Source organism: Bradyrhizobium sp. USDA 4474 (assembly GCF_054057515.1).
Map to the genome: position 1 here is coordinate 7,391,956 of NZ_JBSRZJ010000002.1, position 24,914 is coordinate 7,416,869.

The window sequence follows — 24,914 nt, forward strand, 5'->3', positions numbered from 1 at the left end:
GACTCCGGATCAGGTAAGACGAATTGACGCGCCGTGTTCAGGCGAATTTGGCCTTGAGCTGGGATGCAACGAGCGGCGGGACGAAGGGCGAAACGTCTCCTCCCATGGCGGCGATCTGGCGTACCAAGGTGGCCTTGATCGGGCGAACTGCGGGAGAGGCAGGCAGGAAGACGGTCTGTACCTCCGGTGCCATGGTGCCGTTCATGCCGGCGAGTTGCATCTCGTAGTCGAGATCGGTGCCGTCGCGCAGGCCTCGAATCATGATGGTCGCACCGTACTTGCGCGCCGCGGTGACGGCGAGATCGTCGTAAGTCACAGCCTCGAGCGTACAACCGGCCTGGGCCGCCACCGGCCCGCAGACATCATCAAGCATCTTGAGCCGCTCCTCGGTCGAGAACAGCGGCTTCTTGCCGGGATGGACCCCGATCGCGACCACCAGCCGGTCGCACATGAAAACGCTGTTCCGCACCACGTCCAGATGGCCGTTGGTGATGGGGTCGAAGGAACCGGGGTAGAAGGCAATTCGCGGCATGGCACGTCCTACCGCGCCCGGCCCTGCCCGGCAAGCCGGACCTGTTCAGCGTCAGTCCCACCGATTTTTCCGCTCCCCCCAGTCGGGAAGGCCGCGATTTGTTTCGTCCGCGGGGCATCGACGAAACACAACGAGGCGCGAACGAAACCATTTCCGCCATCGGCGAAGACGTCCGGAAACTGGGCGTGGTTACTAATCCAGCCAACGAATGACGGCCGCGCACTGGGCGTAGCGGCCGCATCACAGGGGACCGTCAATGATCAAGGCTCTTTCCGCTATAGCTGTTGCTGCATGTGTTGCTGCGATGCTCACCCTGCTGCCCGGCTTTGCGCCGTCGGTCGAAGCCAGCGTGCCGCAGCCGCTCGCCAAGGGTGACCGGCTCGACATCAAGGCCATCGGCAGGGATTGCTCGCAACGAGCGTGGCCAAACTTCGAGGCATCCTGCCTGCGCCGCGCCGGCACCAAGGCGGACATCCGCGTCGCCCGCCTCGTGACGGCAGACCGCACACCGTAGGCGGTCTGTCAGCTCTGTGTCATAAACTTCGTTGTAAACCCCAGATAAATCCCATGGATATTTGCGACGTCTCGTCGCAGACTATGTGATGCGCGCACCCTCGGAATGGCCCGATGGTCGCGGGCCCATTGAGGGGTTGCAATTGTCCAGTACGCCCGCCGTTGTCTCCGGCCATCATCCCGATCCGCTTCCGCTTGCCATGACCATGGGCGCCCTCGGGGTGGTCTATGGCGATATCGGCACCAGTCCCCTCTATGCGTTGAAGGAAGCCGCCAAGGCGGCCGCCCATGGCGGCGCGGTGAGCTCAGACGCCGTCCTCGGCGTCGCCTCGCTCATCCTCTGGGCACTGCTGCTGATCATTTCCCTGAAATATGCGCTGCTGATTCTGCGCGCGGACAACCGCGGCGAAGGCGGCATCGTCGCGCTATTGGCGCTGCTGCACGCCCGCCACGCGAAAGCGGGTACCTGGCGCGCGCATCTCCTGGTGGTCGGCCTGATCGGTGCGGCGCTGCTCTACGGCGACGGTGCAATCACGCCGGCGATCTCGGTGCTGTCAGCCATCGAAGGCCTCAAGGTTGACGCTCCCTCGCTCTCGCCGGTGGTGGTGCCGCTGACCGTCGCGATTCTGGTCGGCCTTTTCGTGATGCAAAAGCAAGGGACCGGCTTCATCGGCCGCATCTTTGGACCGGTCATGGTGGCATGGTTCGTGGTGCTCGCCGCGCTCGGCATCCACGGCATCCTCAAGGCGCCGGGGGTGCTGGCGGCGCTCAGCCCGCTCTATGCCTTCGATTTCCTGATCCACCAGGATTTCCATGTCTCCTTCGCGATCCTTGGTGCCGCCTTCCTGGCGGTGACCGGGGGCGAAGCCATGTATGCAGACATGGGACATTTCGGCCGCCTGCCGATCCGGCTCGCCTGGTTCGCGATCTGCCTGCCGGCGCTGGTGCTGAATTATTTCGGCCAAGCCGCGCTGCTGATCACCGATCCCTCGATGATCGAGAATCCGTTCTTCCAGCTCTGCCCCGACTTTCTACATTACGGGCTGGTCGCGTTCTCGGCGATCGCGACCGTGATCGCCTCGCAGGCGATCATTTCCGGCGTGTTCTCGCTGACTCAGCAGTCGATCCAGCTCGGCTTCCTGCCGCGCATGCAGATCCGCCACACCACGAGCCATGCGATCGGGCAGATCTACGTGCCGCTGGTGAACTGGCTGCTCGCCGCCGCCACGCTCGGCGCGGTCTTGAGCTTCGGCACCTCGGACGCGCTCGCCGGCGCCTATGGCATCGCCGTCTCGCTCCTGATGGCCATCACCACGCTGCTCGCAGCCCTGGTCGCGATCCAGTGGGGCTACTCACCGTGGATCGTGGTGGCCGTGAACGGCTTCTTCTTCGTGATCGACGTGATCTTCTTCTCGGCCAATTCGATCAAGCTGTTCGAGGGGGGCTGGTTTCCGCTGCTGCTCGCGGGCTTCGTCGCCTTCCTGATGCTGACCTGGCGCAGCGGCGTGAAGCTCGTTGAAGCCGCACGCGCGAAGCTGCGGCAGCCGGAGGAGGATCTGATCGAGACGGCGGTCAACAAATGCAGCGCGCGCCTGCCCGGCACCGCCGTGTTCCTGGCCTCCGCGCCGAAAGGCGTGCCGCTGGCGCTGACGCAATTCGTCAAGCACAATCACGTGCTGCACGAGCGCGTCGTCCTCGTCACCGTGCTGATCGAGGAGTTGCCCCACATCGCCGACCAGGACCGGGTCGAGATCATCGAGATCATTCCCGGCATCACCCGCGTGATTCTGCATTATGGCTTCATGCAGTACCCAACGATCTATGAGGGTCTGGCGCTCGCCTGCCGCCAGGGCAAGCTGCCCGGCATCGATCTCTCCGACATCACCTACTACGTCGGCCGCGAAACCATCATTCCGAGCGAGGACATTCCGGGCATGTGGGTCTGGCGCGAAGGCCTGTTCGCCTTCCTCCAGCGCAACGCCGAGCGCTCCGCCGCCTTCTTCGGCGTGCCGACCAAGCAGGTGGTGGAGTTCGGCACGGAGCTGGAAATCTAGCGAATGGCGAGTGGTCGATAGCGAAGAGAGCAGCAAGCTTCGTTCGCTATTCCCTATTCGCCATTCGCCTGTTCTCCATTCGCGCCATTCCCGCTCTCCGCCTCCTCGGTGATGTGCTCGACCGAGACGACGTGCTCGTCCTCGGCGGTGTCGAACACGATCACGCCTTGCGTCGAGCGGCCGGCGATGCGGATGCCTTCCACCGGGCAGCGGATCAGCTGGCCCTTGTCGGTGACGAGCATGATCTGATCCGCATCCTCGACGGGGAAGGACGCGACGAGGTTGCCGTTGCGGTTGTTGACGCTCATGGCGACGATGCCTTTGCCGCCGCGCCCCGTGGTGCGGTACTCGTAGGACGAGGTCCGCTTGCCGTAGCCGTTGACGGAGACGGTCAGCACCACCTGCTCGGCCGCTGACATCTCGGCGTAGCGCTCCTGCGGGAGCTGGAAGCTGCCGGAAGTCTCCTCGGCCTCGGCGTCCGCTGCCGGCTCTTCGGCCGCAGCTTCACCGGCGACCGCGCGGCGCATCTTCAGGTAGGCCGAACGCTCGTCCGAGGTGGTCTCGACATGGCGCAGGATGGCCAGCGAGATTACCTTGTCTCCCACGCCGAGCGCAATGCCGCGCACGCCCATCGAGGTGCGTCCGGTGAAGACGCGGACGTCGGGGACCGGGAAGCGGATGCACTGCCCGCCGGCCGCGGTCAGCAGCACGTCGTCATGCTCGGTGCAGATCTGGACGTCGACGATCGCCTCGCCGTCGTCGAGCTTCATCGCGATGATGCCGGAGCGGCGGACGTCGACGAAGTCGGACAGCTTGTTGCGACGGACGTTGCCGCCGGTCGTTGCGAACATCACATCGAGCTGCGCCCAGGTGGATTCGTCCTCGGGCAGCGGCATGATGGTGGTGATGCGCTCGCCCTGCTCCAGCGGCAGAATGTTGATCAAAGCCTTGCCGCGCGCGTTGGGCGCTGCCATCGGCAGCCGCCAGACCTTCTCCTTGTAGACCTGGCCGCGCGACGAGAAGAACAGCACCGGCGTGTGCGTGGAGGCCACGAACAGGCGGCTGACGAAATCCTCGTCGCGGGTCTGCATGCCGGAGCGGCCCTTGCCGCCGCGGCGCTGGGCGCGATAGGCCGACAGCGGCACGCGCTTGACGTAGCCGGCGTGCGAGACGGTGACGACCATGTCCTCGCGCTGGATCAGGTCCTCGTCCTCGACCTCGCCTTCCTGCTCCATAATCACTGTCTTGCGTGGCGTGGCGAACTCGGCCTTTACCTCGGCAAGCTCGGTCTTGATGATGTCGAGGATGCGGGCGCGCGAGCGCAGGATCTCGAGATACTCGCCGATCTCGCCGGCGAGCTTTGCCAGCTCTTCGCCGATTTCGTCGCGGCCGAGTGCGGTGAGGCGAGCGAGGCGCAGCTCGAGGATCGCCCTCGCCTGCTCCAGCGAGAGGCGGATGGTGCCGTTCTCGTTGATCCGATGGCGGGGATCGTCGATCAGCGTGATGATGTCCTCGACGTCGCGCGCGGGCCAGTCGCGCGTCATCAGGGTCTCGCGCGCGGCGGCCGGCGTCGGCGAATGCCTGATGACCTTGATGATCTCGTCGATATTGGCGACCGCGATCGCGAGGCCGACCTGCTCATGCGCCCGCTCGCGCGCCTTGCGCAGCTTGTATTTGGTGCGGCGGGTGACGACCTGCTCGCGGAAGCCGACGAAGATCGTCAGCATGTCCTTCAGGTTCATCGTCTGCGGACGGCCACTATCGAGGGCGACGGCGTTGACGCCGAAAGAAGTCTGCAGCGGTGTGAATTTGTAGAGCTGGTTCAGCACCACGTCGGGCACGGCGTCGCGCTTGAGCTCGACGACGACGCGATAGCCGTCGCGGTCGGACTCGTCGCGCAGATCGGAGATGCCCTCGATCTTCTTTTCCTTGTAGAGCTCGGCGATGCGCTCGACCATCGTCGCCTTGTTCACCTGATACGGGATCTCGGTGATGACGATCGCCTCGCGCTCCTTCCGGATCGTCTCGAACTCGACCTTGCCACGCATTACGATGGAACCGCGGCCGAGGTGATAGGCGCTGCGGATGCCCTGGCGTCCAAGGATGATGCCTCCGGTCGGGAAGTCCGGGCCCGGGATGATGTTGTTGAGTTCGTCGATCGTCAGCGACGGATTGTCGATCAGCGCCACGCAGGCATCGATGACCTCGCCGAGATTGTGCGGCGGGATATTGGTCGCCATGCCGACGGCGATGCCGCCGGCGCCGTTGACCAGAAGGTTCGGGAACCGAGCCGGCAGAACGACAGGCTCCCGCTCGGAGCCGTCATAGTTGTCCTGGAAATCGACCGTATCGTCGTCGATGTCCTCGAGCAGCTTCAGCGCGATCTTGGTCAGGCGGGATTCGGTGTAGCGCATGGCCGCTGGCGGATCGCCGTCGACCGAGCCGAAATTGCCCTGCCCATCGATCAGGGGCGCGCGCATCGAGAAGTCCTGCGCCATGCGCACCAGGGCGTCGTAGATCGCCTGGTCGCCATGGGGGTGGTACTTACCCATGACTTCACCGACGGCACCGGCGGACTTCTTGTGCTTCTTGTCCGGGGTGTCGCCGCGATTGTTCATCGCGTAGAGGATGCGGCGATGCACCGGCTTCAACCCGTCGCGCGCATCGGGCAGCGCACGCGATACGATCACGCTCATGGCGTAATCGAGGTAGGACTTCTTCATCTCCTCGTAGATCGAAACGGGGCGAATGTCCGAGGGTTGCGCCGGCTGGTCGCCGGGCTTGTTGTCGTCGTCTGCCAAGGGGAAATCCGGTGAGATTCTATCTGGGAATCATATAGCGCATCGAGGCCCTGATAACCACCCTCGCGAGGCCAGGGAAGCGCTTTTTCCGTCTATTCTTCCAATAACTTACGTCCCTGAAGCGGGCATCCTGGATGAGCCTGGAATCAACCTTCCAAAATCGCCTCGGACGGGCGGTCGAGCCGTGGGCGAGTGCGGCCGTTCTGCCGCTTTGCAGCCCGCGCCCCGACTTCATCCCAAACATGAAGCGGGCCCGCAAATTCCGAGCCCCTTCCGTCGATTAGTTGGGTTTACTGACGCGACGTGGAAGGTGTTGATCAACCTGACCAGCGCACCCTCATCGCCCGGACCATTCCTAGAACGGGATGTCGTCGTCCATGTCATTGTTGCGGCCACCACCGCCGGCCGCCACGGGCCGACGCGGTGCGCTGCTGACCGGACCGGACGAGCCGAAATCGCCGCCCGGCTCGTCACCGAAGCTGCCGCCACCTCCGCCGCCGCGGCCGTCGAGCATCGTCAGCGTCGAGTTGAAGCCCTGCAGCACGACCTCGGTGGAGTACTTCTCGACGCCGCTCTGGTCGGTCCATTTGCGGGTCTGGAGCGCGCCTTCGATGTAAACCTTGGCGCCCTTCTTCAGATACTGCTCGGCGACCTTGCAGAGCCCTTCATTGAAGATCACGACGCGGTGCCACTCGGTCTTTTCCTTGCGCTCGCCGCTGTTCTTGTCGCGCCAGGTCTCGGAGGTGGCGATGCTCAGATTCGCGATCGGTCGCCCGTCCTGGGTGCGGCGGATCTCCGGATCCTTGCCGAGATTTCCAACCAGAATGACCTTGTTGACGCTTCCCGCCATCGCCGCTCTCCACTCCAATGCCACTGAATTTCGAAAAGGCGCGCCCGCGCTGCCGCCTGTTGGGGCGACCCTATACGCTTACAAGCGCCGATCGGCCCACCACGCCCTCGGTTATCCCCACATATAGCACCGATCGGGCCTTCGTTCCAGATTTGTTCCCATCGAAATGGCGGCGAGCCAAGCGTCCAAACCCTGCGCGGCAGTATGACCACATCTTGGGGGAATCGGACCGTCACATTGAATACACCCGCTGGCGTTGCATTCCAGACCGACCGGATCAGCCACAATGTCGACATCGGTCTCGTCCGCCTCACTTACCGCTTCGGCAGCCCGGCAATCGCTAAATACGGTCATCAAGTACTGATCCCCAAAGCACTGATCCCTCTGAATCCATTCGAGAATCGAAGGCCGGCCTCGCGCCGGCCTTTTGCTGTTTCTTCCAGCAAACGCCACGTTTTGCGCCTGTTGTGGCTTTTGAGAGACACAACTTGCGGCTTCAGTGGTGTAAGCAAGACGTCAGTTGGACGACGTCCGCTGCCCTTCCGACGCACGGAAGGCAACAACAGAAACTGGGACTGGGATAAGTTGAAAATGAAAAAGGTTTTGTTGGCTTCGGCCGCTCTGTTCGCCCTCACTGGCGCCGCTTCGGCTGCCGATCTGGCGGCTCGCCCCTACACCAAGGCTCCGGTAGCTATCGCTTCGATCTACAACTGGAGCGGCTTCTACATTGGCGCCAACGCTGGTGGCGGCTCCAGCCACAATTGCTGGGACACGACCAGCGTCGGTGGCGCTACTGTCCCCACGACGAGCGAAGGTTGCCATGACGCGACCGGCGCTCTCGCCGGTGGTCAGATCGGTTATCGCTGGCAGTCCGCCGCCTGGGTGTTCGGCGTCGAAGCGCAGGGTGATTGGGCCGATCTGAAGGGTTCGAACACCAGCTCGCCCGCCGCGTTCTTCCCGCTGGTGAACAATACCAAGATCGACGCCATCGGCCTCTTCACCGGCCAGGTGGGTTACGCCTGGAACAACGTCCTCTGGTATGTGAAGGGCGGTGCGGCCGTCACCCACAACAAGTTCAGCGGCACTCTGGCCGGTGTCACGGTCGGCGACGCGAGCGACACCCGTTGGGGCGGCACCATCGGCACCGGCATCGAGTTCGGCTTCGCGCCGAACTGGTCGGTTGGTTTTGAGTACAACCACCTGTTCATGGGCAAGCACAACGACAGCTTCACGGTGGTCGGCCTGCCCTTCCGCGCCGACAACATCAAGCAGGATGTGGACATGGGCACCGTCCGCCTGAACTACACCTTCGGTGGCCCGGTGGTCGCGAAGTACTGATCCTCGCAACCGACGTCACAACGTCACGAAAGGCCGGCCTCGTGCCGGCCTTTTTGCTGTTCCATTCGGTGCAATCGCCATCAGCTGCTGCCAAGTCCTGCCAGCGCCACAACAATCCGTTGACGATTCGCAGGTCCCTCTGGAAATCCCTCCCCGTTCTTCCTACGTTCGCTCACATACCCATTGGCGCCGATCCCGGTTCCGGGCGAAGCGCGCCGGAACGTTGGTGCGGTTGCTCGCTCATGGGATTCTTCGAGGGCAACGGGATGGATGAAGTGATCAAGGCGAAGCGCCAACAGCAGAACGCGGGCTCCAGCCTGCGCGCGATTACGATCCGTGGCGCGCGCGAGCACAACCTCAAGAACATCGACGTCGAGATTCCCCGCGACAAGCTCGTGGTTTTCACCGGCCTCTCCGGCTCCGGCAAATCCTCGCTCGCCTTCGACACCATCTATGCGGAAGGCCAGCGCCGCTACGTCGAATCACTGTCGGCCTATGCCCGCCAGTTCCTGGAGATGATGCAGAAGCCCGACGTCGACCAGATCGACGGCCTGTCCCCGGCAATCTCGATCGAGCAGAAGACGACGTCGAAGAATCCGCGCTCGACCGTGGGCACGGTCACCGAGATCTACGACTATATGCGCCTGCTCTGGGCGCGCGTCGGCGTGCCCTATTCGCCGGCCACGGGACTTCCGATCGAAAGCCAGACCGTCTCGCAGATGGTCGACCGCGTCCTGGCGCTGCCGGAAGGCACCCGCCTCTATCTGCTGGCGCCCGTCGTGCGCGGCCGTAAGGGCGAGTACCGCAAGGAACTCGCCGAATGGCTCAAGAAGGGCTTTCAGCGCGTCAAGATCGACGGCACTTTCTACGAGCTGGCGGAAGCGCCCACGCTCGACAAGAAATTCCCGCATGACATCGACGTCGTGGTCGACCGCATCGTGGTGCGCGCCGATATCGGCCAGCGCCTTGCCGAAAGCTTTGAGACCGCGCTGAAGCTCGCCGAGGGCCTCGCCGTCGTCGAGTTCGCCGACGCGCCGGCGGCAGCGCCGGCGGAAGAGAAAAAGAAGACGGCAAAGATCCACGACAAGAGCGGACCCGAGCGCATCCTGTTCTCGGAAAAATTCGCCTGCCCTGTCTCGGGCTTCACGATCCCCGAGATCGAGCCCAGACTGTTTTCCTTCAATAATCCCTATGGTGCCTGCCCGGCCTGCGGCGGCCTCGGCGTCGAGCAACATGTCGACGAGGACCTGGTCATTCCCGACAAGGAGATCGCCATCGGCAAGGGCGCGATCGCGCCCTGGGCCAAGTCATCGTCACCCTATTACGTGCAGACGCTGACGGCACTCGGCAAGCACTACAAGTTCACGCTCACCACCAAGTGGAAGGATCTGCCCAAGAAGACGCAGAACGCGATCCTCCATGGCTCCGGCGACGACGAGATCAAGTTCTCCTATGAGGACGGGGTGCGCTCCTACGACACCAAGAAGCCGTTCGAGGGCGTCATCACCAACATCAACCGCCGCTACCGCGAAACCGAGAGCGAGTGGGCGCGGGAAGAACTCGCAAAGTATTTCCACGACGTGCCCTGCGGCGCCTGCAATGGTTTCCGGCTGAAGCCCGAGGCGCTCTGCGTCAAGATCGGCGGCAAGCACATCGGCGAGATCTCGGAGCTGTCGGTGAAAGGCGCCGGCGCATGGTTCGAGACCGTGCCTGATACGCTGAACGCGCAGCAGAACGAGATCGCCGGGCGCATCCTCAAGGAGATCCGCGAGCGCCTCACCTTCCTGCTCGACGTCGGCCTCAACTATCTCACCCTCTCCCGTTCCTCCGGCACGCTGTCCGGCGGCGAGAGCCAGCGCATCCGCCTGGCCTCGCAGATCGGCTCGGGGTTGACGGGCGTACTTTACGTGCTGGACGAGCCGTCGATCGGCCTGCACCAGCGCGACAATGCGCGCCTGCTCGACACCCTGAAGCGGCTGCGCGACCTCGGCAACACCGTGATCGTGGTCGAGCATGACGAGGACGCGATTCTGCTCGCCGACCACGTGCTCGACATCGGCCCGGGCGCCGGCATGCACGGCGGCAACATCATCGCCGAAGGCACGCCCGCGGAGATCATGCGCAACCCGAAATCGCTCACCGGCAAATATCTCACCGGCGAGCTCGAGGTCGAGGTGCCGGAGCGGCGGCCACCGAACCATCGCCGCACCATCAAGGTGGTGAACGCGCGCGGCAATAACCTCAAGAATGTCACGGCCGAAATTCCGCTCGGCCTGTTCACCGCCGTCACCGGCGTCTCCGGCGGCGGCAAGTCGACGCTGCTGATCGACACGCTCTACAAGGCCATCGCCCGCAAGTTGAACAATGCCAGCGAAGGCGCAGCTCCGCACGACCGCATCGAGGGGCTCGAGCATATCGATAAGATCATCGACATCGACCAGTCGCCGATCGGCCGCACGCCGCGTTCGAACCCGGCAACCTACACCGGCGCCTTCACGCCGATCCGCGAATGGTTCGCCGGGCTGCCCGAAGCGAAGGCGCGCGGCTACGAGCCGGGCCGCTTCTCCTTCAACGTCAAGGGCGGCCGCTGCGAAGCGTGCCAGGGCGACGGCGTCATCAAGATCGAGATGCACTTCCTGCCCGACGTCTACGTCACCTGCGACGTCTGCAAGGGCAAGCGCTACAACCGCGAGACGCTCGAAGTGCTGTTCAAGGGCAAGAGCATCGCCGACGTGCTCGACATGACCGTCGAGGAAGCCGCCGAGTTCTTCAAGGCGGTGCCGCGCGTGCGCGAGACTTTTCAGACATTGCACCGGGTCGGGCTGGATTACATTCACGTGGGCCAGCAAGCGACGACGCTGTCGGGCGGCGAAGCCCAGCGCGTCAAACTTGCAAAAGAGCTGTCCAAGCGTGCCACCGGCCGCACGCTCTACATCCTGGACGAGCCGACCACCGGCCTGCACTTCCACGACGTCAAGAAGCTCCTGGAGGTGCTGCACGAGCTGGTCGCGCAAGGCAACACGGTCGTCGTCATCGAGCACAATCTCGAAGTCATCAAGACCGCCGACTGGGTCATCGACCTCGGCCCCGAAGGCGGCGACGGCGGCGGCGAGATCGTCGCCTGGGGCCCACCCGAGGACATCGTGAAAGCGCAGCGCAGCTACACGGGCAAGTTCCTGGAGCCGGTGCTGAAGAAGGCGCGCAAGCCGAAGCGGCGGAGCACGAGCGAGGCGGCGGAGTAGCCTATCGCTGCAGTCTTGGCAGTGTGTCTATGGGACCGATGGCTCGGCCAGTCGCTTGGCCGATCCATGCGTTTCGCTTCTTCTAAGTATCCTCCGTGGGACGATACTTAGTTCGCCTATTAGCAACCTCGGGTTAATCGCTGATCCCTGCTATACCTTTCTGACTTCGCCGTCGGGAGGTCAGAATGAGCAACGCAACTGGAGCAAGCGGCTTCCATTTCGAATTTCAAGCCACCAGAGCCGAACACAGACTTTTTGGAATGTGACTGGTAAGAACCTGAAGGCTCTCATCGACCAGCGCATCAGCGCCGGTGCCCCAGTCGTCGCAATCTTCCTGATCATCGTTTGGGCCTGTGCAGCCGTGGATCGAGGTTGGTTGGCAGCGGGTGCGGCATTCGGATCGCTAATGTGGTTCATGCTGGGGTATTGCTTCGCATTCTTCGTGATGCTCTGATGCATTCGCCAAATGTTTTGGCAGATCATTCGAGCTGCATGGAGCCGCGCAGATGACGTGGCAGGTTGCCTTTGATGATGTCTCGACAGTCATTAGGACTCCGGGCGTCGAAAGCCGGATGCCCTGGAGTGCGACTGCAGCGATGAAGGATACCAATTCGCCGGTCGCGCTCTGGTACGACGCACGGTTTCCAGCTGGGGTTTTCGCTGACCCAGCCTCTCGTCTTGCATTTGCAGAGTGGGCCAGTGAACATGTACGACGCGCTGCATTACTGGGCTCCGACACCTCGGCCAAATCATCTCCAAGCCCGGCTTGCTGCTGGTAACCTCCCCTCCTTCATGCGCTACGCCCTCGCCATCTTCGACCTCGACGGCACTCTCGTCGACAGCTTCCCCTGGTTCCTCCGCACCATCAACGACGTCGCCGATCGTTTCGGCTTTCGGCGCGTCAGGGATGAGGATGTCGAAGGGCTGCGGCATGCCTCGACGCGCGAGATCCTCTCACGGCTCGAGGTGCCCGTGTGGAAGCTGCCGGCCATCGCGCGTTATGCGCGGCGTCTGAAGGCGGAAGCGGCGTCGGAGATTTCGCTGTTTGCGGGCACTGAAGCGATGCTGCGGACGCTATCCGAGAACGGCGTGCAGCTCGCGCTGATAACGTCGGACAGCGAAGTCAATGCGCGGCAAAAGCTCGGCGCATCAGCCACGCTATTCCGGTATTTCGAGGGCGCGGCTTCCGTGTTCGGCAAGCCCGCGAAATTTCGCCGCGTCATCCGGCGTGCTGGCGTGATGCCGCAAAACGTCATTTCAATCGGCGACGAGGTCCGCGACATCGAGGCGGCGCGTGCGGTGGGGATTGCGTGCGGCGCGGTCAGCTGGGGTTACGCCGCACCGGCGGCGCTGCGGGCGCGGCAGCCGGATCTCGTCTTCACGCACATCGACGAGATCGCGCCGGCCGTGCTGGCCGACCTCGGAGATCGCACGCCGGCCTAGCTGCCGCGCAGCGTGCCACAACAGCTTGCGTTGCCTGTCGGGCAAAACACCCCAGCCGTGGGGCAAGCTGCGCATCCGAAAATATTCCACTTTACCGAAATTCGGAAACGGCGTATGTGTCGCGGCAACCCGGCCCATGGAAGAGGGGCGTATCGCGATCGTCACGACGCGGGCCGGACGGCGGTGGGCGTGGGCCGCATCGGCGCGAAGGGTTCTGCAGGGCGGGCAACCGTGAGCAAAGCGTCGCGCAAACGACCGGTGTGATCCGCGTACGGCAAAATCGTGTGGTCCTGGCGCCCGGAGTCTGTGCGTCAAGGCTCGTGGTGATGCGTGTGGCCCAACCGGGCCCTCGTGTCAGTCATCTGCGAGCCGACGGGGGCAATAGTGCATCGCTCCCCGGGGAGATCACGACATAAGCCGTCAAACCACTGCGCAGGGAAGGCCGGATGTTTGGGCTTCACCTGTATGCCGCTGTGCAGCCTCTTGTAGCGCAACCCATCGCACAGTGGACCGCGGGTGCGAGGTCAGCACCCGGTCTTCCCTGCGCCCTCGGCACCTTCGAGGGCAGCGGTTGAACCAAAAGCTCGGGCACGTGTGCAGCGAGGACGCGAAGGTGTGTCTGCAAGGAAGACGCGAATTGGGTGCCCGTGCCCCAAGCGCCGTCATTACGAGCGCAGCGAAGCAATCCAGACCGTCAACGCGGCGGGATTCTGGATTGCTTCGCTGCGCTTGCAATGACGACGGAGCGAGCGCGCATCTGCGACGTCCTTCCGTCACCTATTCCGCCAGCGTCGCCTCCACGAACCCGCGCGGGTCGTCGCAGAATTCCCGCATCACCCTGTAATGATCGGTCTCCTCCACGCTCGTCGGCTCCAGCCCGTACTTCCCGAGCCGCAGCAACCGCGCATTTGGATAAGCCATCAGCATCGGCGAATGGGTCGCCATGATGACCTGGCAGATGCGGGAGTCCTCCATGCGCTGCAGCAGCTTCAAAAATTCGAGCTGACGCGTCGACGACAACGCGGATTCCGGCTCGTCGAAGATGAAAATCCCCTGGCGCCGGCAGCGCTCTTCAACACGGAAGCTAATCCAGCGCCTCCAGCACCAGCTCCATCGTCATCAACACGGGATTGTCGCCGCCGATCAGCCGGCCCTCGGCGATGCCGCCGGTGTAGTCGATCAAGGCGACGTCCAGCGCGGCTTGCAGCGCGCCGGAGGCGTCAGGCGCGATCGTCCCAGCCGATATCGCAAGCTCCGTCGCAAACGGCTCGGTCACACCACCATGGGTGAAGCGGGCGCCGATGGTCGAACCGACCCCGCCGTGGATCTTTGCGCGCGCTATGCCGTGCGCCTTGCAAAAGGCTTCGAGGCAGAAGGCGAAATCCTGGTTGGGCCGCAGCCGCAGCGCGAAGGCGCGGCTGGTCGTGCGCGCGCCGGTGCTCGCTGTAGCGACCGGTCCGAACAGCTTGAAATTGGTCTCGGGGTCAGGCTCGGCGCGAAACATCGCGCCCTCGACGCCAAAAGCCCGGACCTCGAACGGTTCGGCCACGATCGTCTCGTCCGGCAGCATGTGGCCGCCGCTCGCCTTGCCATCCGCTTCCGTCCACAGGCCGTGGCAATGAAAGAACGGCGCGCCGTCGCGCTCGCCCAGCGTCATGCTGCCGAACCGGGTGCGCGTCACGCCTGCGGGCCGCTGCGTGTCGCTATAGAACGCCGCATTCTCGCCGGTCTTCGACAGCGCCGGCATCACATAGCCGAACGGTCCGAGCGCGCCCTGGCCGAAATTCAGCACGCCACCCGCAAAGCCTTCCGCGGCAAAGCCGCGGCGCGCGGCTTCGAGCAGCGGCAGACCAGCCTGAAGCCTGAACGAAAAGGCGCGGCCCCTCGCCTCCACCCATTGGATACGCTCAGTGGCGGGCGCGCCCGGCTGCTTGATGCTCCGCATGATCAGCGCTCAGCCTGCCTTCGATTTGTCGAGATCGAGCAGCCCGCGCGCCTCCAGCTCATCGCGCACCATGCGTTTCGGCACCTTGCCGTAGCCGGATTTCGGCAACGCCTCCCAGAAGAAGAAGCGCTTCGGCATCTTGTAGCGCGGCACTTTCGGCGAGAGAAACGCCGCCATCTCCGCTTCGCTCACGGCGTTCTCGCCGTCACGCGCCACACAGACGGCGACGCCGACCTCGCCCCAGGTCGCATCGGGCACGCCGAGCACAGCGACCTCGCCGACCGCGGGATGTGTCAAGATCTTCTCCTCGATCTCGCGCGGATAGATGTTGGAGCCGCCCGAGATGTACATGTCCGAAGCGCGGCCGGTGATGTAGACGAACCCCTCCTCGTCCATGTGGCCGAGATCGCCGGTGCGGAACCAGCCGTTGCGGAACGCCTTCGCATTGGCCTCCGGGTTGTCGTAATAGCCGGCGAGCACCGCAGGACCGATCACGCAGATCTCGCCGCTCTGGTTCGCACTGAGCTCGCGGCCCTCGTCGTCCTGGATCGAGACCTGCATGCCGGTGCGCTCGAAGCCGCAAGTGCCGATCTTGGCGTGCGGCCCGTCCTCGGGATCATGCAGCGCCGCCGGCAGCACGGTGATGTTGCCGGTGACCTCGCCGAGGCCGAAATACTGCACGATGACCTTGCCGAGCTTTTTCAGCGCGGCCTTCTGGTCCTCGCGATACATCGGCGCGCCCGCATAGATCACGTGGCGCAGCGAGGAATGATCGTATTTGTCGGCGGCGGGGTGCTCGACCATCATCTTGAGGATCGTCGGCACCGTGAACAGATTGGCGACGCGATGCTTTTCGATCAGTCGGAACGCCTCGTCGATATCGAATTTCTCGGTCGGCAGCAGCACGGTGCAGACCCCGCGCGCGGTCTGCACCAGTTGATGCACGCCCGCGCCGTGCGACAGCGGCGCCACCACCAGCGACGCATCGGCTTCCGTGACGCCAGGGGTGAGATCGGCAAGATGGTTGGTGACCACAAACCCCATCTGGCCGTGGGTCAGCACCGCAGCCTTGGAGCGGCCGGTGGTGCCTGAGGTGAAGAAGAACCAGCAGGGATCGTCATGCTCGACTGCGACATTCTCGACCACGGTGCCAGCCTGTGAGCCGATGGCGTCCGCCACCGACGTCTCGCCGAACGAGGCCTCGCCGTCGATACACCAAGTGAATTCCAGCGGGCCGCCCTTCACCGCCGCCGCATGTTCAGGGAAATCGACATGGCACAGAAACGCCTTCGCGCCGGAGGCCTGTCCAAGATAGGCCACCTCGTCCGGCATCAGGCGGAAATTGGTCGGCACCCAGACCGCGCCGAGCCGGAAAGCCGCGAACATCGAGAGGAACATCTCGTCGCCGTTCTTGGAATGGACGAGGATGCGATCGCCCTTGGCGATACCGCGCGCGGCAAGTGCGGCAGCGAGTGCCGAGACCCGCGCATCGATCTCGCGCCAGGTCCAGGATTTGTCCCCCCAGACGAACCCGGGCCGAGATCCATGCCGCCGCGCATTCTGCGTCAGCATATGAGCGAGATTCATGACACGGCGGGACATGCGGAGCGGCTGCATGGGGCTTCCTCTTCGATAGCGGATGGCACGCTGGCCTTCCCCGATATTGCGGCCCATTTATCGCCATCAAGAACGGCCTCGCAAGGCCGCCAGCCGGCGTCATCCTTGCGCTCGTTCAGGGAATTTTAAACATGATCGGCGCAACCTGCATCAGTCCTCGCGTACAGAGTGCCGCATCATGGTCAAAGCGCCCGCGTTCCTGCTGTTGTCGTTGGCGCTTGCCGGCTGTGCCGTCGCTCCGCAAGCGCAATTGGCCTCCGATCCCGCCTTTACGCCCGGGCGCTATGCCTGGGATGGCGCGGGTCGGGACCCCAATCGGCCGCACTCTACTCCCGGCCCTTCACGCCCAACGCGCGCAGCTGCCCAGTCGGAGAGCGACGGCATCGATGCCGAGCAGGACGCAAAGGTCAATCGTTCGCTGGTCATCTGCCAGGGCTGCCTTCATGCAAAGCCACAGCCGGACGATTCGCGGCTTGCCAAGGCGGCCGATTGAACCGAACCACGCTTGGGTTGGTCTACAGGGTACAGCGTCGACATCAGCCGTTCCGGCCTATGGTCGCTCGCCATCATCTGAGGGACGATCCATGCTCACCCGCCGCAGCCTCGTTGCCGCCTCTCTCCTCGCCGCCGCCAAGCCCGTCTTCGCTCAGACGCCTGCCGCCGACGATCCCGCAGCCATCCTGAGCGCGATCTACACCCGCGCCGCCAAGGGCAAGGGTGACGGCGGCGCGGCCTTCGTCACCGAGAACAAGGCTGCGAAGGCAAAATATTTCTCCCAGGCGCTGGTCGCGCTGTGGGCGAAGGCGGATGCGCACACGCCGAAGGGCGACGTCGGCCCGATCGATTTCGATCCCATCACCAATTCGCAGGAACCCGACGTGAAGTCGTTCAAGGTTGACTTGGAGAAAGCCGAGGCCGACAAGGCGACGCTGGCGGTGACCATCACCGGCCGCCGCAACGACCGCAAACCAGCCGATCGGATCGTGCATTATGACTTCGTGCGAGAAGCCAACAGCTGGAAGATCGATGACATCAAGGGGGCATCCGACGGCGAACCCTGGTCGATCCGCAAGATGCTGACGGACGCACTGAAAAGTTGAGCGGAGATATCATGAGCGACGTGATCAACAACAGGGCTCATCACCGCTATGAGCTCGAGGTGGAAGGCCATCTCGCGACCGAGCACTACAAGCTCGAAGGCGATGTCATCACATTCGAGCATACCGACGTGCCGAAAGAGCTCGGCGGCAAAGGCATCGGCTCGAAGCTGGTGCAAGGCGCGCTCGACCAGGTCCGCGCCAGCGGCTTGAAGCTGATCCCGGAATGCCCGTTCGTGAAGGCCTGGATCGACAAGCATCCGGACTATCAGGACCTGGTGAAAATCTAACCTCGTCATTGCGAGGAGCCCTGATTTCCCCCAAAAAAGTGGACAGGATTCAGGCGCCTGGATCAGGCAACAAGCATCGCTTCGGAAGGGGCAGCCATGGCAACAGCGGTTCGCGACAACAAGGACAGGAGCCGCTTCGAGCTCGATGTCGGCCAAGAGACCGGTCACGAGCTGGCCTTCGCCAATTACCGCCTGACGCCTACTGCCGTCATCATCACCCACACCGAGACGCCACGTGCACTGCGCGGCCGCGGTATCGCGTCGGAGCTGATCAAGGGCGCACTCGAGCTGATCCGCAAGGACGGCCGCAAGGTGATTGCGGGCTGCGGCTTCGTCGTCGACTATCTCGACAAGCATCCGGAGGACGCAGATCTCGTTGCCTGACCAAAAAGGGCCCGCGAGTTCGCGGGCCCTTCAGCATTGACCAATGGTAACCGGTCAGTGCTTGATTTCCGGCGGCAGCTTGCCGCCATTGGCGGCGAGCTTGGACATCACCTGCTTGTGCAACCAGACATTCATGCTGGCGGAGTCGTTCATGTCGCCGGTGTAGCCGAGCTCCTTCGCGAGATCCTTGCGCGCGGCAAGGCTCGAATCGACGTCGAGCGCCTTCATCAGGTCGACGATCGAGGTGCGCCATTCCAGCTTCTCGCCCTTGTGCGCGGCGGCGGCCGCATCAACGATCGCCGCGACATCGACAGTTGCCGGAGGCGCGGCTGCAGGTGCAGACGCCGGCGCCGATGCGCCTGGCGCGCCTCCTGCCGGCGCGCTGCCCGCGGGTGCGCCGCCGGCGGGCGCACCGGAAGCTGCGTGGCCGCCGAAGATCGCGCCCATGATTTTCCCGAAAATGCTCATGTCTGTTCCCCGAAAAGGATCCCTTGTAAGGCCCTGAGTGACACTTATGGATGAAGTTACGTTGTCGCGCCCGCGAAGTCCCTGCGAACCAACAAACAGCATGAGCTTATCTGCGGCGAAATGACGACCGGATGACGTCATCGGGGTTGCACTGCGGCATCGATTTTCACCCAAGCGTGAGGGACAGGACTCGGAAATAGGCGTACGCTTCTCGTTCAGCTCGCGATGCCATCCGGAATTCGCGTCTGGTTGGCATCGTGAAACTCAGAAATGCGGCCGCTTGCGCCGTTGTCGGCGCCCAATTCGGCTGCATGGCAAGGGAGCAAGCCGACCATGGCCACACTATACCAGGGCAATGTCCCCAGGATGGGCCGGACCGCAGACGCGGCCGGACCGATCATCCGAACCATCCAACTGTCCGACCTGCACGACGCGCTCAAGCGCGGCTGGGAAGATTTCAAGGCCGTTCCAAGCCACGCGATCATCCTCTGTGTGATCTACCCGGTGCTGGGCCTCGTGCTCGCCCGCGTGGCGATGGGCTATTCGGTGATTCCGCTGCTGTTTCCATTGGCCGCGGGTTTCGCCCTGATCGGCCCGTTCGCAGCGCTCGGCCTCTACGAGCTCTCGAGCCGTCGCGAGCGCCATGAGGAAGCCACCGCCTGGGATGCGGTGGACGTACTGCGCTCGCCCTCCTTCGGCGCGATGCTTGGCCTTGGCACCCTGCTGCTCGCCTTGTTCGTGACCTGGGTCGCGACTGCGCAGGCGATCTATGTGGCGGCGTTCGGCTATGAGGGTGTCACCGGAATCTCGGATTTCGTGACGCGCGTGCTGACGACATCGCAGGGCTGGTGGCTGATCGTGATCGGCTGCGGCACCGGCTTCCTGTTTGCGCTCGCCGCGCTCTGCATCAGCGCGGTATCATTCCCGCTGATGCTCGACCGCCATGCCGGCGCGCTGGAGGCGATGGTCACGTCGCTCCGCGTCGTCGCCAGGAACCCGGTGCCGATGGCGGCCTGGGGCCTGATCGTCGCGGTGCTGCTGGCGCTCGGCACGATCCCCGCGTTCCTCGGCCTTGCCGTCGTCATCCCCCTCCTCGGTCACGCCACCTGGCATCTCTACCGCAAGGTCATTGTCTCCGAGCCCGGTGCACGGCCGGTGCCGCCGCCGCCGCAGCGCCCGCGCAAGCCGGCGGCCGATTTCCCTGCTAACCTATTCCCGTGGCGGAACAGGGAATAGAACGGACGCCTCAGGACGAAGAAGCGTTCGACGATATTGCTACAGCCGCTCCTGTCCGGCCCCCCGGGCGGGCGCGACTGACTGCCATACGCCTTGCTTTGGCCGCGGTTACATCTGACATTGCTTCGCCGGTCATATCACTTCACGGAATCAATTACCTCTGATGACCCCGACGAATTCTCGTCTCGCTCTTGCAGCCCTCGTCCTCTCAGCCTCAATCGTATTCGTCGAGCCCGCTCTGGCCGCGGTCGCCTGTGGTTCGGGCAATTTCGACGCCTGGCTTGCGGACTTCAAAACCGACGCCGCGGCCAAGGGCATTTCGCAACAGGCCATCACCGCCGGACTAGCCGGCGTCACGCTGGACCAGAGCGTCCTCAACCGCGACAAGTCGCAAAAGGTCTTCACCCAGACTTTTGAGGAATTTTCCGGCCGCATGGTGCCGCCGCGGATGACACGCGGCTCCAACATGATGAAACAATACGGCTCGGTGCTGTCGCGCATTGAGCAGACCTACGGTGTCCCGGGCGAGATCCTGGTCGCGATCTGGGGTCTGGAGACCGATTTCGGCGTCAACACCGGCAAGTTCGCGACGATCCGCTCGCTGGCGACGCTGGCCTATGATTGCCGGCGGTCCGAGCAGTTTCGCGGCGAGCTGATGGATGCGCTGCGCATCGTCGAGCGCGGCGATCTCGCGCCCTCCGAGATGAAGGGCGCCTGGGCCGGCGAGCTCGGCCAAACCCAGTTCATGCCCTCGTCCTGGATGAAGTACGCCGTCGATTTCGACGGCAACGGCAAGCGGGACCTGTTGCATAACGCACCTGACGTGCTGGCTTCGACGGCCAACTATCTCGCCGGCTATGGCTGGCAGAAGGGCAAGGACTGGCAGCCGGGCAGCCCAAATTTCGCGGTGCTCCAGCAGTGGAACAAGAGCGAGGTCTATTCCAAGACCGTGGCCTATTTCGCCACTCAACTCGCACACGCCCCTTAAGGCACACACGGAAACAAATGGGGCCGATCGCCTTGCGACCGGCCCTCCCTTGATTGCGTTGACCTACCCTCTTATTTGCCCATGGTGGCGTGCATCGCCTTGTTCAGGTGCATGCCGCACGCGCCCATTTTGCCGTTGAGCATCGAATCCTGCGCGGAGGCGACTTCCTTCTGAGCGACGACCTTGCCGTCGCCGTCGGGCATCCCTTCGACCGCAGTCTCCGTCTTCTCAAGATTGCCCGAGCTGCAGCCACCCATGCTGTGCTTGGCTGCCTGAGCCGGCGCGACGGCGAAGGCGACGGCAGCAATGGCGATAACCCCGAGTAACTTCGTCATGACGTTACTTTCCTTCTCTTGCTTTTGGGACAAATCCAGCGACATCGCGGGAATCCGCAACATGACTTTTCTGCCGACGTGGCAACTTGCCGCAATAAATTCCGCGCGAGAATCGCGTGATGTTGCGTGCCGCGCAGAGGCGCATGCGAAATTTCTGATTTTCATTACAACTTCGTAATCAAGCCTGCACGCTCCGCGTGCGTGCGATGCACAATGACGTGCCGGCTTCAAGATTTGGACCGGAGGATTCGTCCGGCACCAGGGTGAAGCACTGCCGAGTCCAATGCGATCGGCTCCTTCACAGAATCAGGCGCTGCTGTAATCGCCATCAAGCAAAATGAATACAAATTCATAGCTTAAAAAATGCGATTCATGTGAATTGTGCATGCCGAACTTGGGTTTACACGCTGATTGAGCAGCGCTCTACATCACAGAAATGTAATCTGCTTCGGCACCGTTCGGAATGATATAAATCCGCCTAAGTATATGATATTGCTTAGACTTACTGTATTCGTCAGCAGGTCCTGCCCGGCTGTTTGACGGGCCCGCCGACAGGTTAATCGTTCCTTACTCTTGCTATGCGCCGTTCGCTTAGCTGCATCGCAACATATGAACTTTCGCGACGCACCACTCTCACTTATATTCATTTCAACGATGACGCCTTGGCAAAGGCTGAATCGAACTACAGGAGACTACCAAATGCTGCTTTCGCTCATCCGCATGATCCAGGCCTTCCGGGACTATCAGCGTAACGTTGCCGAGCTGTCCCAGCTCAGCGATCGCGAACTGGCCGACATCGGCCTTGATCGCTCGGACATCCCGCGCGTTGCTGCCGGTCAGTTCCAGGGCTGATCTCGTTTCAGCCCTTCACCGGTCGAACCGATAGCGCCCGCCTCGTGCGGGCGTTGTCGCATCCGGTGGCAGAAAACTCGATCTCGGCGATTCCACTGATCGCTGAAAAGCGCTACCTGTCCGCTCCATGACAGGATCTCTATCCAATATTGTGCACGTCATCGGCGCGGGCCTTGCCGGTTCCGAGGCGGCCTGGCAGGTGGCCAGATCGGGCGTGCCCGTCGTGCTGCATGAGATGCGGCCAGACCGCATGACCGAGGCGCACCGGACCGACGGGTTTGCCGAGCTCGTCTGCTCCAATTCGTTCCGCTCGGACGATGCCGCCAACAACGCTGTCGGCCTGCTGCACGCCGAAATGCGCCGCCTCGGCTCGCTGATCATGCGCGCGGCCGATGCCAACCAGGTGCCCGCCGGGGGAGCGCTCGCGGTCGACCGCGACGGCTTCTCCGCAGCGGTCACCAAGGCGCTGAACGATCACCCTCTCATCGAGATCGCCCGCGGCGAGATCAAAGGCCTGCCACCGACCGGTTGGAGCAACGTCGTTATTGCGACCGGCCCCCTCACCTCCGCCCCGCTGGCCGACGCCATCCGCGAGCTGACCGACGAGAATGCGCTCGCGTTCTTCGATGCGATCGCGCCGATCGTGCACCGCGACTCCATCGACATGTCGGTGGCATGGTTCCAGTCGCGCTACGATAAGGTCGGCCCCGGCGGCACCGGTGCCGATTACATCAACTGCCCCATGACCAAGGAGCAGTATGACGGCTTCGTCGCCGCACTCATCGGCGGCGAGAAGACCGAGTTCAAGGAATGGGAGACCAACACGCCCTATTTCGATGGCTGCCTGCCGATCGAGGTGATGGCGGAACGTGGGCCCGAGACGCTGCGCCACGGCCCGATGAAGCCGGTCGGCCTCACCAATCCGCACGATTCCACAACAAAGTCGTATGCGATCGTGCAGCTGCGCCAGGACAACAAGCTCGGCACGCTCTACAACATGGTCGGCTTCCAGACGAAGCTGAAATACGGCGAGCAACAGCGCATCTTCCGCACCATTCCCGGGCTTGAGAAGGCCGAATTCGCCCGCCTCGGCGGGCTGCACCGCAATACCTTTCTCAACTCGCCAAAGCTGCTCGACGGCCAGTTGCGCTTGCGCGCACAGCCGCGACTGCGCTTTGCCGGCCAGATGACGGGCTGCGAAGGCTATGTGGAATCTGCCAGCGTCGGCCTGATCGCCGGCCTCTATGCGGCTGCCGACGCGCGCGGCGAGACGCTTGCGAGCCCACCGGGCACGACCGCGCTTGGATCGCTGCTCGGCCACATCACCGGCGGCCACATCGAGGCCATCGAGCCGGGCACGCGCTCGTTCCAGCCGATGAACATCAATTTCGGCTTATTCCCGCCGCTCGCGAGCGCTCCCACGAAGAAGCCCGACGGCTCGCGCCTGCGCGGCAACGAGAAGACGGTGGCCAAGAAGCAAGCCATGAGCGCTTTGGCGCTCGCCGATCTCGATCGCTGGATCGCCGATCATTTGCGTATCGCCGCAGCCGCGTGAGTTTTCGATGAGTCTCCCGAAAAACGACGCCGCGGTGCTCTCGGCGCGCTGGACCGAGGGCGTGTTGCTCAAGCGCGACGTGTTCTCGACCGTCGAGCGCGGCCGCTTCCGCGTCGATGGCGGCGAGGTCGACGCGGTGCTGCGTCGGCTCGATGAAGTGCCGTGGTGGTCGTTCCTGCTGGCACGTCATCTGTTTGCGCGCGAGAAGCACGCGCTGTCGCTCGCCAAGGGCCTCGACGTCGGTCCTGAATTGCTCTGGGCCGGCCGCCGCGCGCTGGTGCGTGGGTTCGTCGACGGCGTCGCGCTGCATCTGGCAAAGCCGCATGGTGACCTCGCCTATTTCCGCTCGGCGAAGGACGTACTGCGCCGCCTGCGCCGCGCCGGCATCTGCCACAACGATCTTGCCAAGGAACAGAACTGGCTGATGGGCCGCGATGGGCGCGCCTATGTGACCGATTTCCAGCTGGCGGCGTGCTTCAAGCGGCGTGGCCGGCTTTACCGCATCCTCGCCTATGAAGATCTCCGGCACCTGCTCAAGCACAAGCGCACCTACGCGCCCGAGGCGCTGACGCCCCGCGAGCGAAAGGTCCTGACGAAGAAGTCCTTTGCCGCCAGCCTGTGGCTCGCGACAGGCAAGAAGGTTTATCGCGCGATCACGCGCGGCCTGTTCAATTTCACCGACCGCGAGGGCGGCGGTCGTCGGCTGGTCAACGATGCGCCGGTGCTTGCCGAGCTGATCCGCAAGAACCCCGCGGTGCGAGACACCGCCATCGTCGCCTTTGCCGACCGCCGTTCCGGCGTCGGGCTCTATGCGTTTGTGGAAGCTGATCAGGCTACGCTCGAGGGCCAGTTGCGGAACGAACTCGCGGCCGCCAAGGGGCCAAAGCCGCCGGAACACATCCAGGTGGTGCACGCGTTGCCGCGCGACACCAGCGGCAAGCCGCGCACGGAGATCCTGCAACTGGTCGCGATGAATCAGCTCGACCTGATCGAGCCTATGATGAGGAACGACCAAGACCGCGCGTTCCTGAAGGACATCCTGGAGCAGCGCAAAAACCTGCGCGATCGTTTCAACTTCGAGGCGGACCTGCCGACCAGTTAGATCACGGGTCGCGTTGCGCCTTGAAGCGTCCACAATGCCGGTGGAGAAGCCGGGGGATTACGCTGACTTGGGGAACAATGAATCGTTGGGGGACCATGAGGCGCGGCGCGGCCCTGCTAATCGCAGGTCTGGTGCTGCTGACTGCGGCGCCTGTGATGGCGGCCGAGTCGGCCGCCGAACAGATCTCCAGCTTCCGGCTGAAGCATGGCGAGGGCCGCGTCATACGCGACGCAACGCTCGACCGCATTGCCATGGACCAGGCGCGCGCGATG

General features: G+C 63.5%; 21 protein-coding genes and 2 pseudogenes. 15 read left to right on the forward strand and 8 right to left on the reverse strand.

Features of this window, described 5'->3' with window-relative positions; all coding sequences use genetic code 11:
* Positions 1-37 precede the first annotated feature (37 nt).
* Positions 38-532: a pantetheine-phosphate adenylyltransferase gene (gene coaD / locus ACVW16_RS36400; protein WP_456703664.1), complete on the reverse strand. Its 495-nt coding sequence runs from the start codon at positions 530-532 to the stop codon at positions 38-40.
* A gap of 256 nt (positions 533-788) precedes the next feature.
* Here coaD and ACVW16_RS36405 point away from each other — a divergent pair, with 256 nt between their 5' ends.
* Both ACVW16_RS36405 and ACVW16_RS36410 read left to right on the forward strand, forming a co-directional pair.
* Positions 789-1,046 (forward strand): hypothetical protein, encoded by a 258-nt coding sequence (locus ACVW16_RS36405; protein ID WP_456703665.1) that lies wholly within the window; start codon positions 789-791, stop codon positions 1,044-1,046.
* A 199-nt stretch (positions 1,047-1,245) separates the two neighbouring features.
* Positions 1,246-3,099, forward strand: a complete 1,854-nt coding sequence (locus ACVW16_RS36410; RefSeq protein ID WP_456705288.1) for a potassium transporter Kup — start codon at positions 1,246-1,248, stop codon at positions 3,097-3,099.
* A gap of 53 nt (positions 3,100-3,152) precedes the next feature.
* On the opposite strand, the gene gyrA is transcribed toward ACVW16_RS36410, so the two are convergent.
* Together gyrA and ACVW16_RS36420 are read right to left on the reverse strand one after the other, a co-directional pair.
* Positions 3,153-5,900, reverse strand: a complete 2,748-nt coding sequence (gyrA, locus tag ACVW16_RS36415; protein ID WP_456735208.1) for a DNA gyrase subunit A — start codon at positions 5,898-5,900, stop codon at positions 3,153-3,155.
* 355 nt (positions 5,901-6,255) lie between these two features.
* Positions 6,256-6,750 carry a single-stranded DNA-binding protein gene (locus ACVW16_RS36420; protein WP_456703667.1) on the reverse strand — a complete coding sequence of 165 codons (495 nt, stop codon included), beginning with the start codon at positions 6,748-6,750 and terminating at the stop codon, positions 6,256-6,258.
* Between the two features lie 591 nt (positions 6,751-7,341).
* Here ACVW16_RS36420 and ACVW16_RS36425 point away from each other — a divergent pair.
* From ACVW16_RS36425 to ACVW16_RS36435, 3 genes are all read left to right on the forward strand, one after another.
* Entirely contained in the window at positions 7,342-8,088 is a 747-nt protein-coding gene (locus tag ACVW16_RS36425; RefSeq protein ID WP_456705289.1) for an outer membrane protein, read from the forward strand.
* Positions 8,089-8,354: 266 nt separating this feature from the next.
* Positions 8,355-11,330 carry an excinuclease ABC subunit UvrA gene (gene uvrA / locus ACVW16_RS36430; protein WP_456703668.1) on the forward strand — a complete coding sequence of 992 codons (2,976 nt, stop codon included), beginning with the start codon at positions 8,355-8,357 and terminating at the stop codon, positions 11,328-11,330.
* Positions 11,331-12,122: 792 nt separating this feature from the next.
* Complete coding sequence (locus ACVW16_RS36435; protein ID WP_456705290.1) at positions 12,123-12,773, forward strand: HAD-IA family hydrolase; 651 nt, start codon at positions 12,123-12,125, stop codon at positions 12,771-12,773.
* Between the two features lie 777 nt (positions 12,774-13,550).
* On the opposite strand, the pseudogene ACVW16_RS36440 reads toward ACVW16_RS36435, so the two are convergent.
* The 3 genes and pseudogenes from ACVW16_RS36440 to ACVW16_RS36450 all read right to left on the reverse strand — a co-directional run.
* Positions 13,551-13,847, reverse strand: a pseudogene (locus tag ACVW16_RS36440) (AAA family ATPase); the annotation flags it as partial.
* Positions 13,848-13,857: 10 nt separating this feature from the next.
* The gene (locus ACVW16_RS36445) at positions 13,858-14,718 is read right to left on the reverse strand and encodes a PCC domain-containing protein (RefSeq protein ID WP_456735209.1); all 861 of its coding nucleotides are present in this window, start codon (positions 14,716-14,718) and stop codon (positions 13,858-13,860) included.
* A gap of 9 nt (positions 14,719-14,727) precedes the next feature.
* Positions 14,728-16,335, reverse strand: coding sequence for an acyl-CoA synthetase (locus ACVW16_RS36450; RefSeq protein ID WP_456735210.1), 1,608 nt, complete (start codon positions 16,333-16,335; stop codon positions 14,728-14,730).
* 178 nt (positions 16,336-16,513) lie between these two features.
* On the opposite strand from ACVW16_RS36450, the gene ACVW16_RS36455 reads away from it, so the two are divergent.
* The 4 genes from ACVW16_RS36455 to ACVW16_RS36470 all read left to right on the forward strand — a co-directional run bounded on the left by ACVW16_RS36455 (position 16,514) and on the right by ACVW16_RS36470 (position 18,106).
* A complete protein-coding gene (locus ACVW16_RS36455) occupies positions 16,514-16,828 on the forward strand; it encodes a hypothetical protein (protein ID WP_456735211.1) in 315 nt (104 codons plus the stop codon).
* Between the two features lie 91 nt (positions 16,829-16,919).
* A complete protein-coding gene (locus ACVW16_RS36460) occupies positions 16,920-17,435 on the forward strand; it encodes a DUF3828 domain-containing protein (protein WP_456735212.1) in 516 nt (171 codons plus the stop codon).
* Between the two features lie 11 nt (positions 17,436-17,446).
* The gene (locus ACVW16_RS36465) at positions 17,447-17,722 is read left to right on the forward strand and encodes a GNAT family N-acetyltransferase (protein WP_456703673.1); all 276 of its coding nucleotides are present in this window, start codon (positions 17,447-17,449) and stop codon (positions 17,720-17,722) included.
* Between the two features lie 96 nt (positions 17,723-17,818).
* Positions 17,819-18,106 carry a GNAT family N-acetyltransferase gene (locus ACVW16_RS36470; protein WP_456703674.1) on the forward strand — a complete coding sequence of 96 codons (288 nt, stop codon included), beginning with the start codon at positions 17,819-17,821 and terminating at the stop codon, positions 18,104-18,106.
* Positions 18,107-18,160: 54 nt separating this feature from the next.
* Here the strand turns inward: ACVW16_RS36470 and ACVW16_RS36475 are convergent, their stop codons facing one another.
* Positions 18,161-18,574: a DUF3597 domain-containing protein gene (locus ACVW16_RS36475; RefSeq protein ID WP_456703675.1), complete on the reverse strand. Its 414-nt coding sequence runs from the start codon at positions 18,572-18,574 to the stop codon at positions 18,161-18,163.
* A gap of 333 nt (positions 18,575-18,907) precedes the next feature.
* Between ACVW16_RS36475 and ACVW16_RS36480 the strand changes: the two genes are divergently transcribed.
* Positions 18,908-19,810, forward strand: a complete 903-nt coding sequence (locus ACVW16_RS36480) for a DUF2189 domain-containing protein (protein ID WP_456738592.1) — start codon at positions 18,908-18,910, stop codon at positions 19,808-19,810.
* A 163-nt stretch (positions 19,811-19,973) separates the two neighbouring features.
* Positions 19,974-20,798, forward strand: a complete 825-nt coding sequence (locus ACVW16_RS36485) for a lytic murein transglycosylase (RefSeq protein WP_456703677.1) — start codon at positions 19,974-19,976, stop codon at positions 20,796-20,798.
* 71 nt (positions 20,799-20,869) lie between these two features.
* Here the strand turns inward: ACVW16_RS36485 and ACVW16_RS36490 are convergent, their stop codons facing one another.
* Positions 20,870-21,196, reverse strand: coding sequence for a hypothetical protein (locus ACVW16_RS36490; RefSeq protein ID WP_456738173.1), 327 nt, complete (start codon positions 21,194-21,196; stop codon positions 20,870-20,872).
* Between the two features lie 636 nt (positions 21,197-21,832).
* On the opposite strand from ACVW16_RS36490, the gene ACVW16_RS36495 reads away from it, so the two are divergent.
* From ACVW16_RS36495 to ACVW16_RS36510, 4 genes and pseudogenes are all read left to right on the forward strand, one after another.
* Positions 21,833-21,985, forward strand: a complete 153-nt coding sequence (locus ACVW16_RS36495) for a DUF1127 domain-containing protein (protein WP_092229311.1) — start codon at positions 21,833-21,835, stop codon at positions 21,983-21,985.
* Between the two features lie 127 nt (positions 21,986-22,112).
* Complete coding sequence (trmFO, locus tag ACVW16_RS36500) at positions 22,113-23,540, forward strand: methylenetetrahydrofolate--tRNA-(uracil(54)-C(5))-methyltransferase (FADH(2)-oxidizing) TrmFO (protein ID WP_456735214.1); 1,428 nt, start codon at positions 22,113-22,115, stop codon at positions 23,538-23,540.
* Positions 23,541-23,547: 7 nt separating this feature from the next.
* Positions 23,548-24,642 carry an AMP-binding enzyme gene (locus ACVW16_RS36505; RefSeq protein ID WP_456735215.1) on the forward strand — a complete coding sequence of 365 codons (1,095 nt, stop codon included), beginning with the start codon at positions 23,548-23,550 and terminating at the stop codon, positions 24,640-24,642.
* A gap of 95 nt (positions 24,643-24,737) precedes the next feature.
* Positions 24,738-24,914 (forward strand): annotated as a pseudogene (locus ACVW16_RS36510) (CAP domain-containing protein); the annotation flags it as partial.

Bases quoted from the DNA above. Each gene is read 5' to 3' on its own strand.
- coaD (WP_456703664.1), bottom strand. From the start codon at position 532: ATGCCGCGAATTGCCTTCTACCCCGGTTCCTTCGACCCCATCACCAAC.
- ACVW16_RS36405 (WP_456703665.1), top strand. From the start codon at position 789: ATGATCAAGGCTCTTTCCGCTATAGCTGTTGCTGCATGTGTTGCTGCG.
- ACVW16_RS36410 (WP_456705288.1), top strand. From the start codon at position 1,246: ATGACCATGGGCGCCCTCGGGGTGGTCTATGGCGATATCGGCACCAGT.
- ACVW16_RS36420 (WP_456703667.1), bottom strand. From the start codon at position 6,750: ATGGCGGGAAGCGTCAACAAGGTCATTCTGGTTGGAAATCTCGGCAAG.
- ACVW16_RS36425 (WP_456705289.1), top strand. From the start codon at position 7,342: ATGAAAAAGGTTTTGTTGGCTTCGGCCGCTCTGTTCGCCCTCACTGGC.
- uvrA (WP_456703668.1), top strand. From the start codon at position 8,355: ATGGATGAAGTGATCAAGGCGAAGCGCCAACAGCAGAACGCGGGCTCC.
- ACVW16_RS36435 (WP_456705290.1), top strand. From the start codon at position 12,123: ATGCGCTACGCCCTCGCCATCTTCGACCTCGACGGCACTCTCGTCGAC.
- ACVW16_RS36445 (WP_456735209.1), bottom strand. From the start codon at position 14,718: ATGCGGAGCATCAAGCAGCCGGGCGCGCCCGCCACTGAGCGTATCCAA.
- ACVW16_RS36450 (WP_456735210.1), bottom strand. From the start codon at position 16,335: ATGCAGCCGCTCCGCATGTCCCGCCGTGTCATGAATCTCGCTCATATG.
- ACVW16_RS36455 (WP_456735211.1), top strand. From the start codon at position 16,514: ATGGTCAAAGCGCCCGCGTTCCTGCTGTTGTCGTTGGCGCTTGCCGGC.
- ACVW16_RS36460 (WP_456735212.1), top strand. From the start codon at position 16,920: ATGCTCACCCGCCGCAGCCTCGTTGCCGCCTCTCTCCTCGCCGCCGCC.
- ACVW16_RS36465 (WP_456703673.1), top strand. From the start codon at position 17,447: ATGAGCGACGTGATCAACAACAGGGCTCATCACCGCTATGAGCTCGAG.
- ACVW16_RS36470 (WP_456703674.1), top strand. From the start codon at position 17,819: ATGGCAACAGCGGTTCGCGACAACAAGGACAGGAGCCGCTTCGAGCTC.
- ACVW16_RS36475 (WP_456703675.1), bottom strand. From the start codon at position 18,574: ATGAGCATTTTCGGGAAAATCATGGGCGCGATCTTCGGCGGCCACGCA.
- ACVW16_RS36480 (WP_456738592.1), top strand. From the start codon at position 18,908: ATGGCCACACTATACCAGGGCAATGTCCCCAGGATGGGCCGGACCGCA.
- ACVW16_RS36485 (WP_456703677.1), top strand. From the start codon at position 19,974: ATGACCCCGACGAATTCTCGTCTCGCTCTTGCAGCCCTCGTCCTCTCA.
- ACVW16_RS36490 (WP_456738173.1), bottom strand. From the start codon at position 21,196: ATGTTGCGGATTCCCGCGATGTCGCTGGATTTGTCCCAAAAGCAAGAG.
- ACVW16_RS36495 (WP_092229311.1), top strand. From the start codon at position 21,833: ATGCTGCTTTCGCTCATCCGCATGATCCAGGCCTTCCGGGACTATCAG.
- trmFO (WP_456735214.1), top strand. From the start codon at position 22,113: ATGACAGGATCTCTATCCAATATTGTGCACGTCATCGGCGCGGGCCTT.
- ACVW16_RS36505 (WP_456735215.1), top strand. From the start codon at position 23,548: ATGAGTCTCCCGAAAAACGACGCCGCGGTGCTCTCGGCGCGCTGGACC.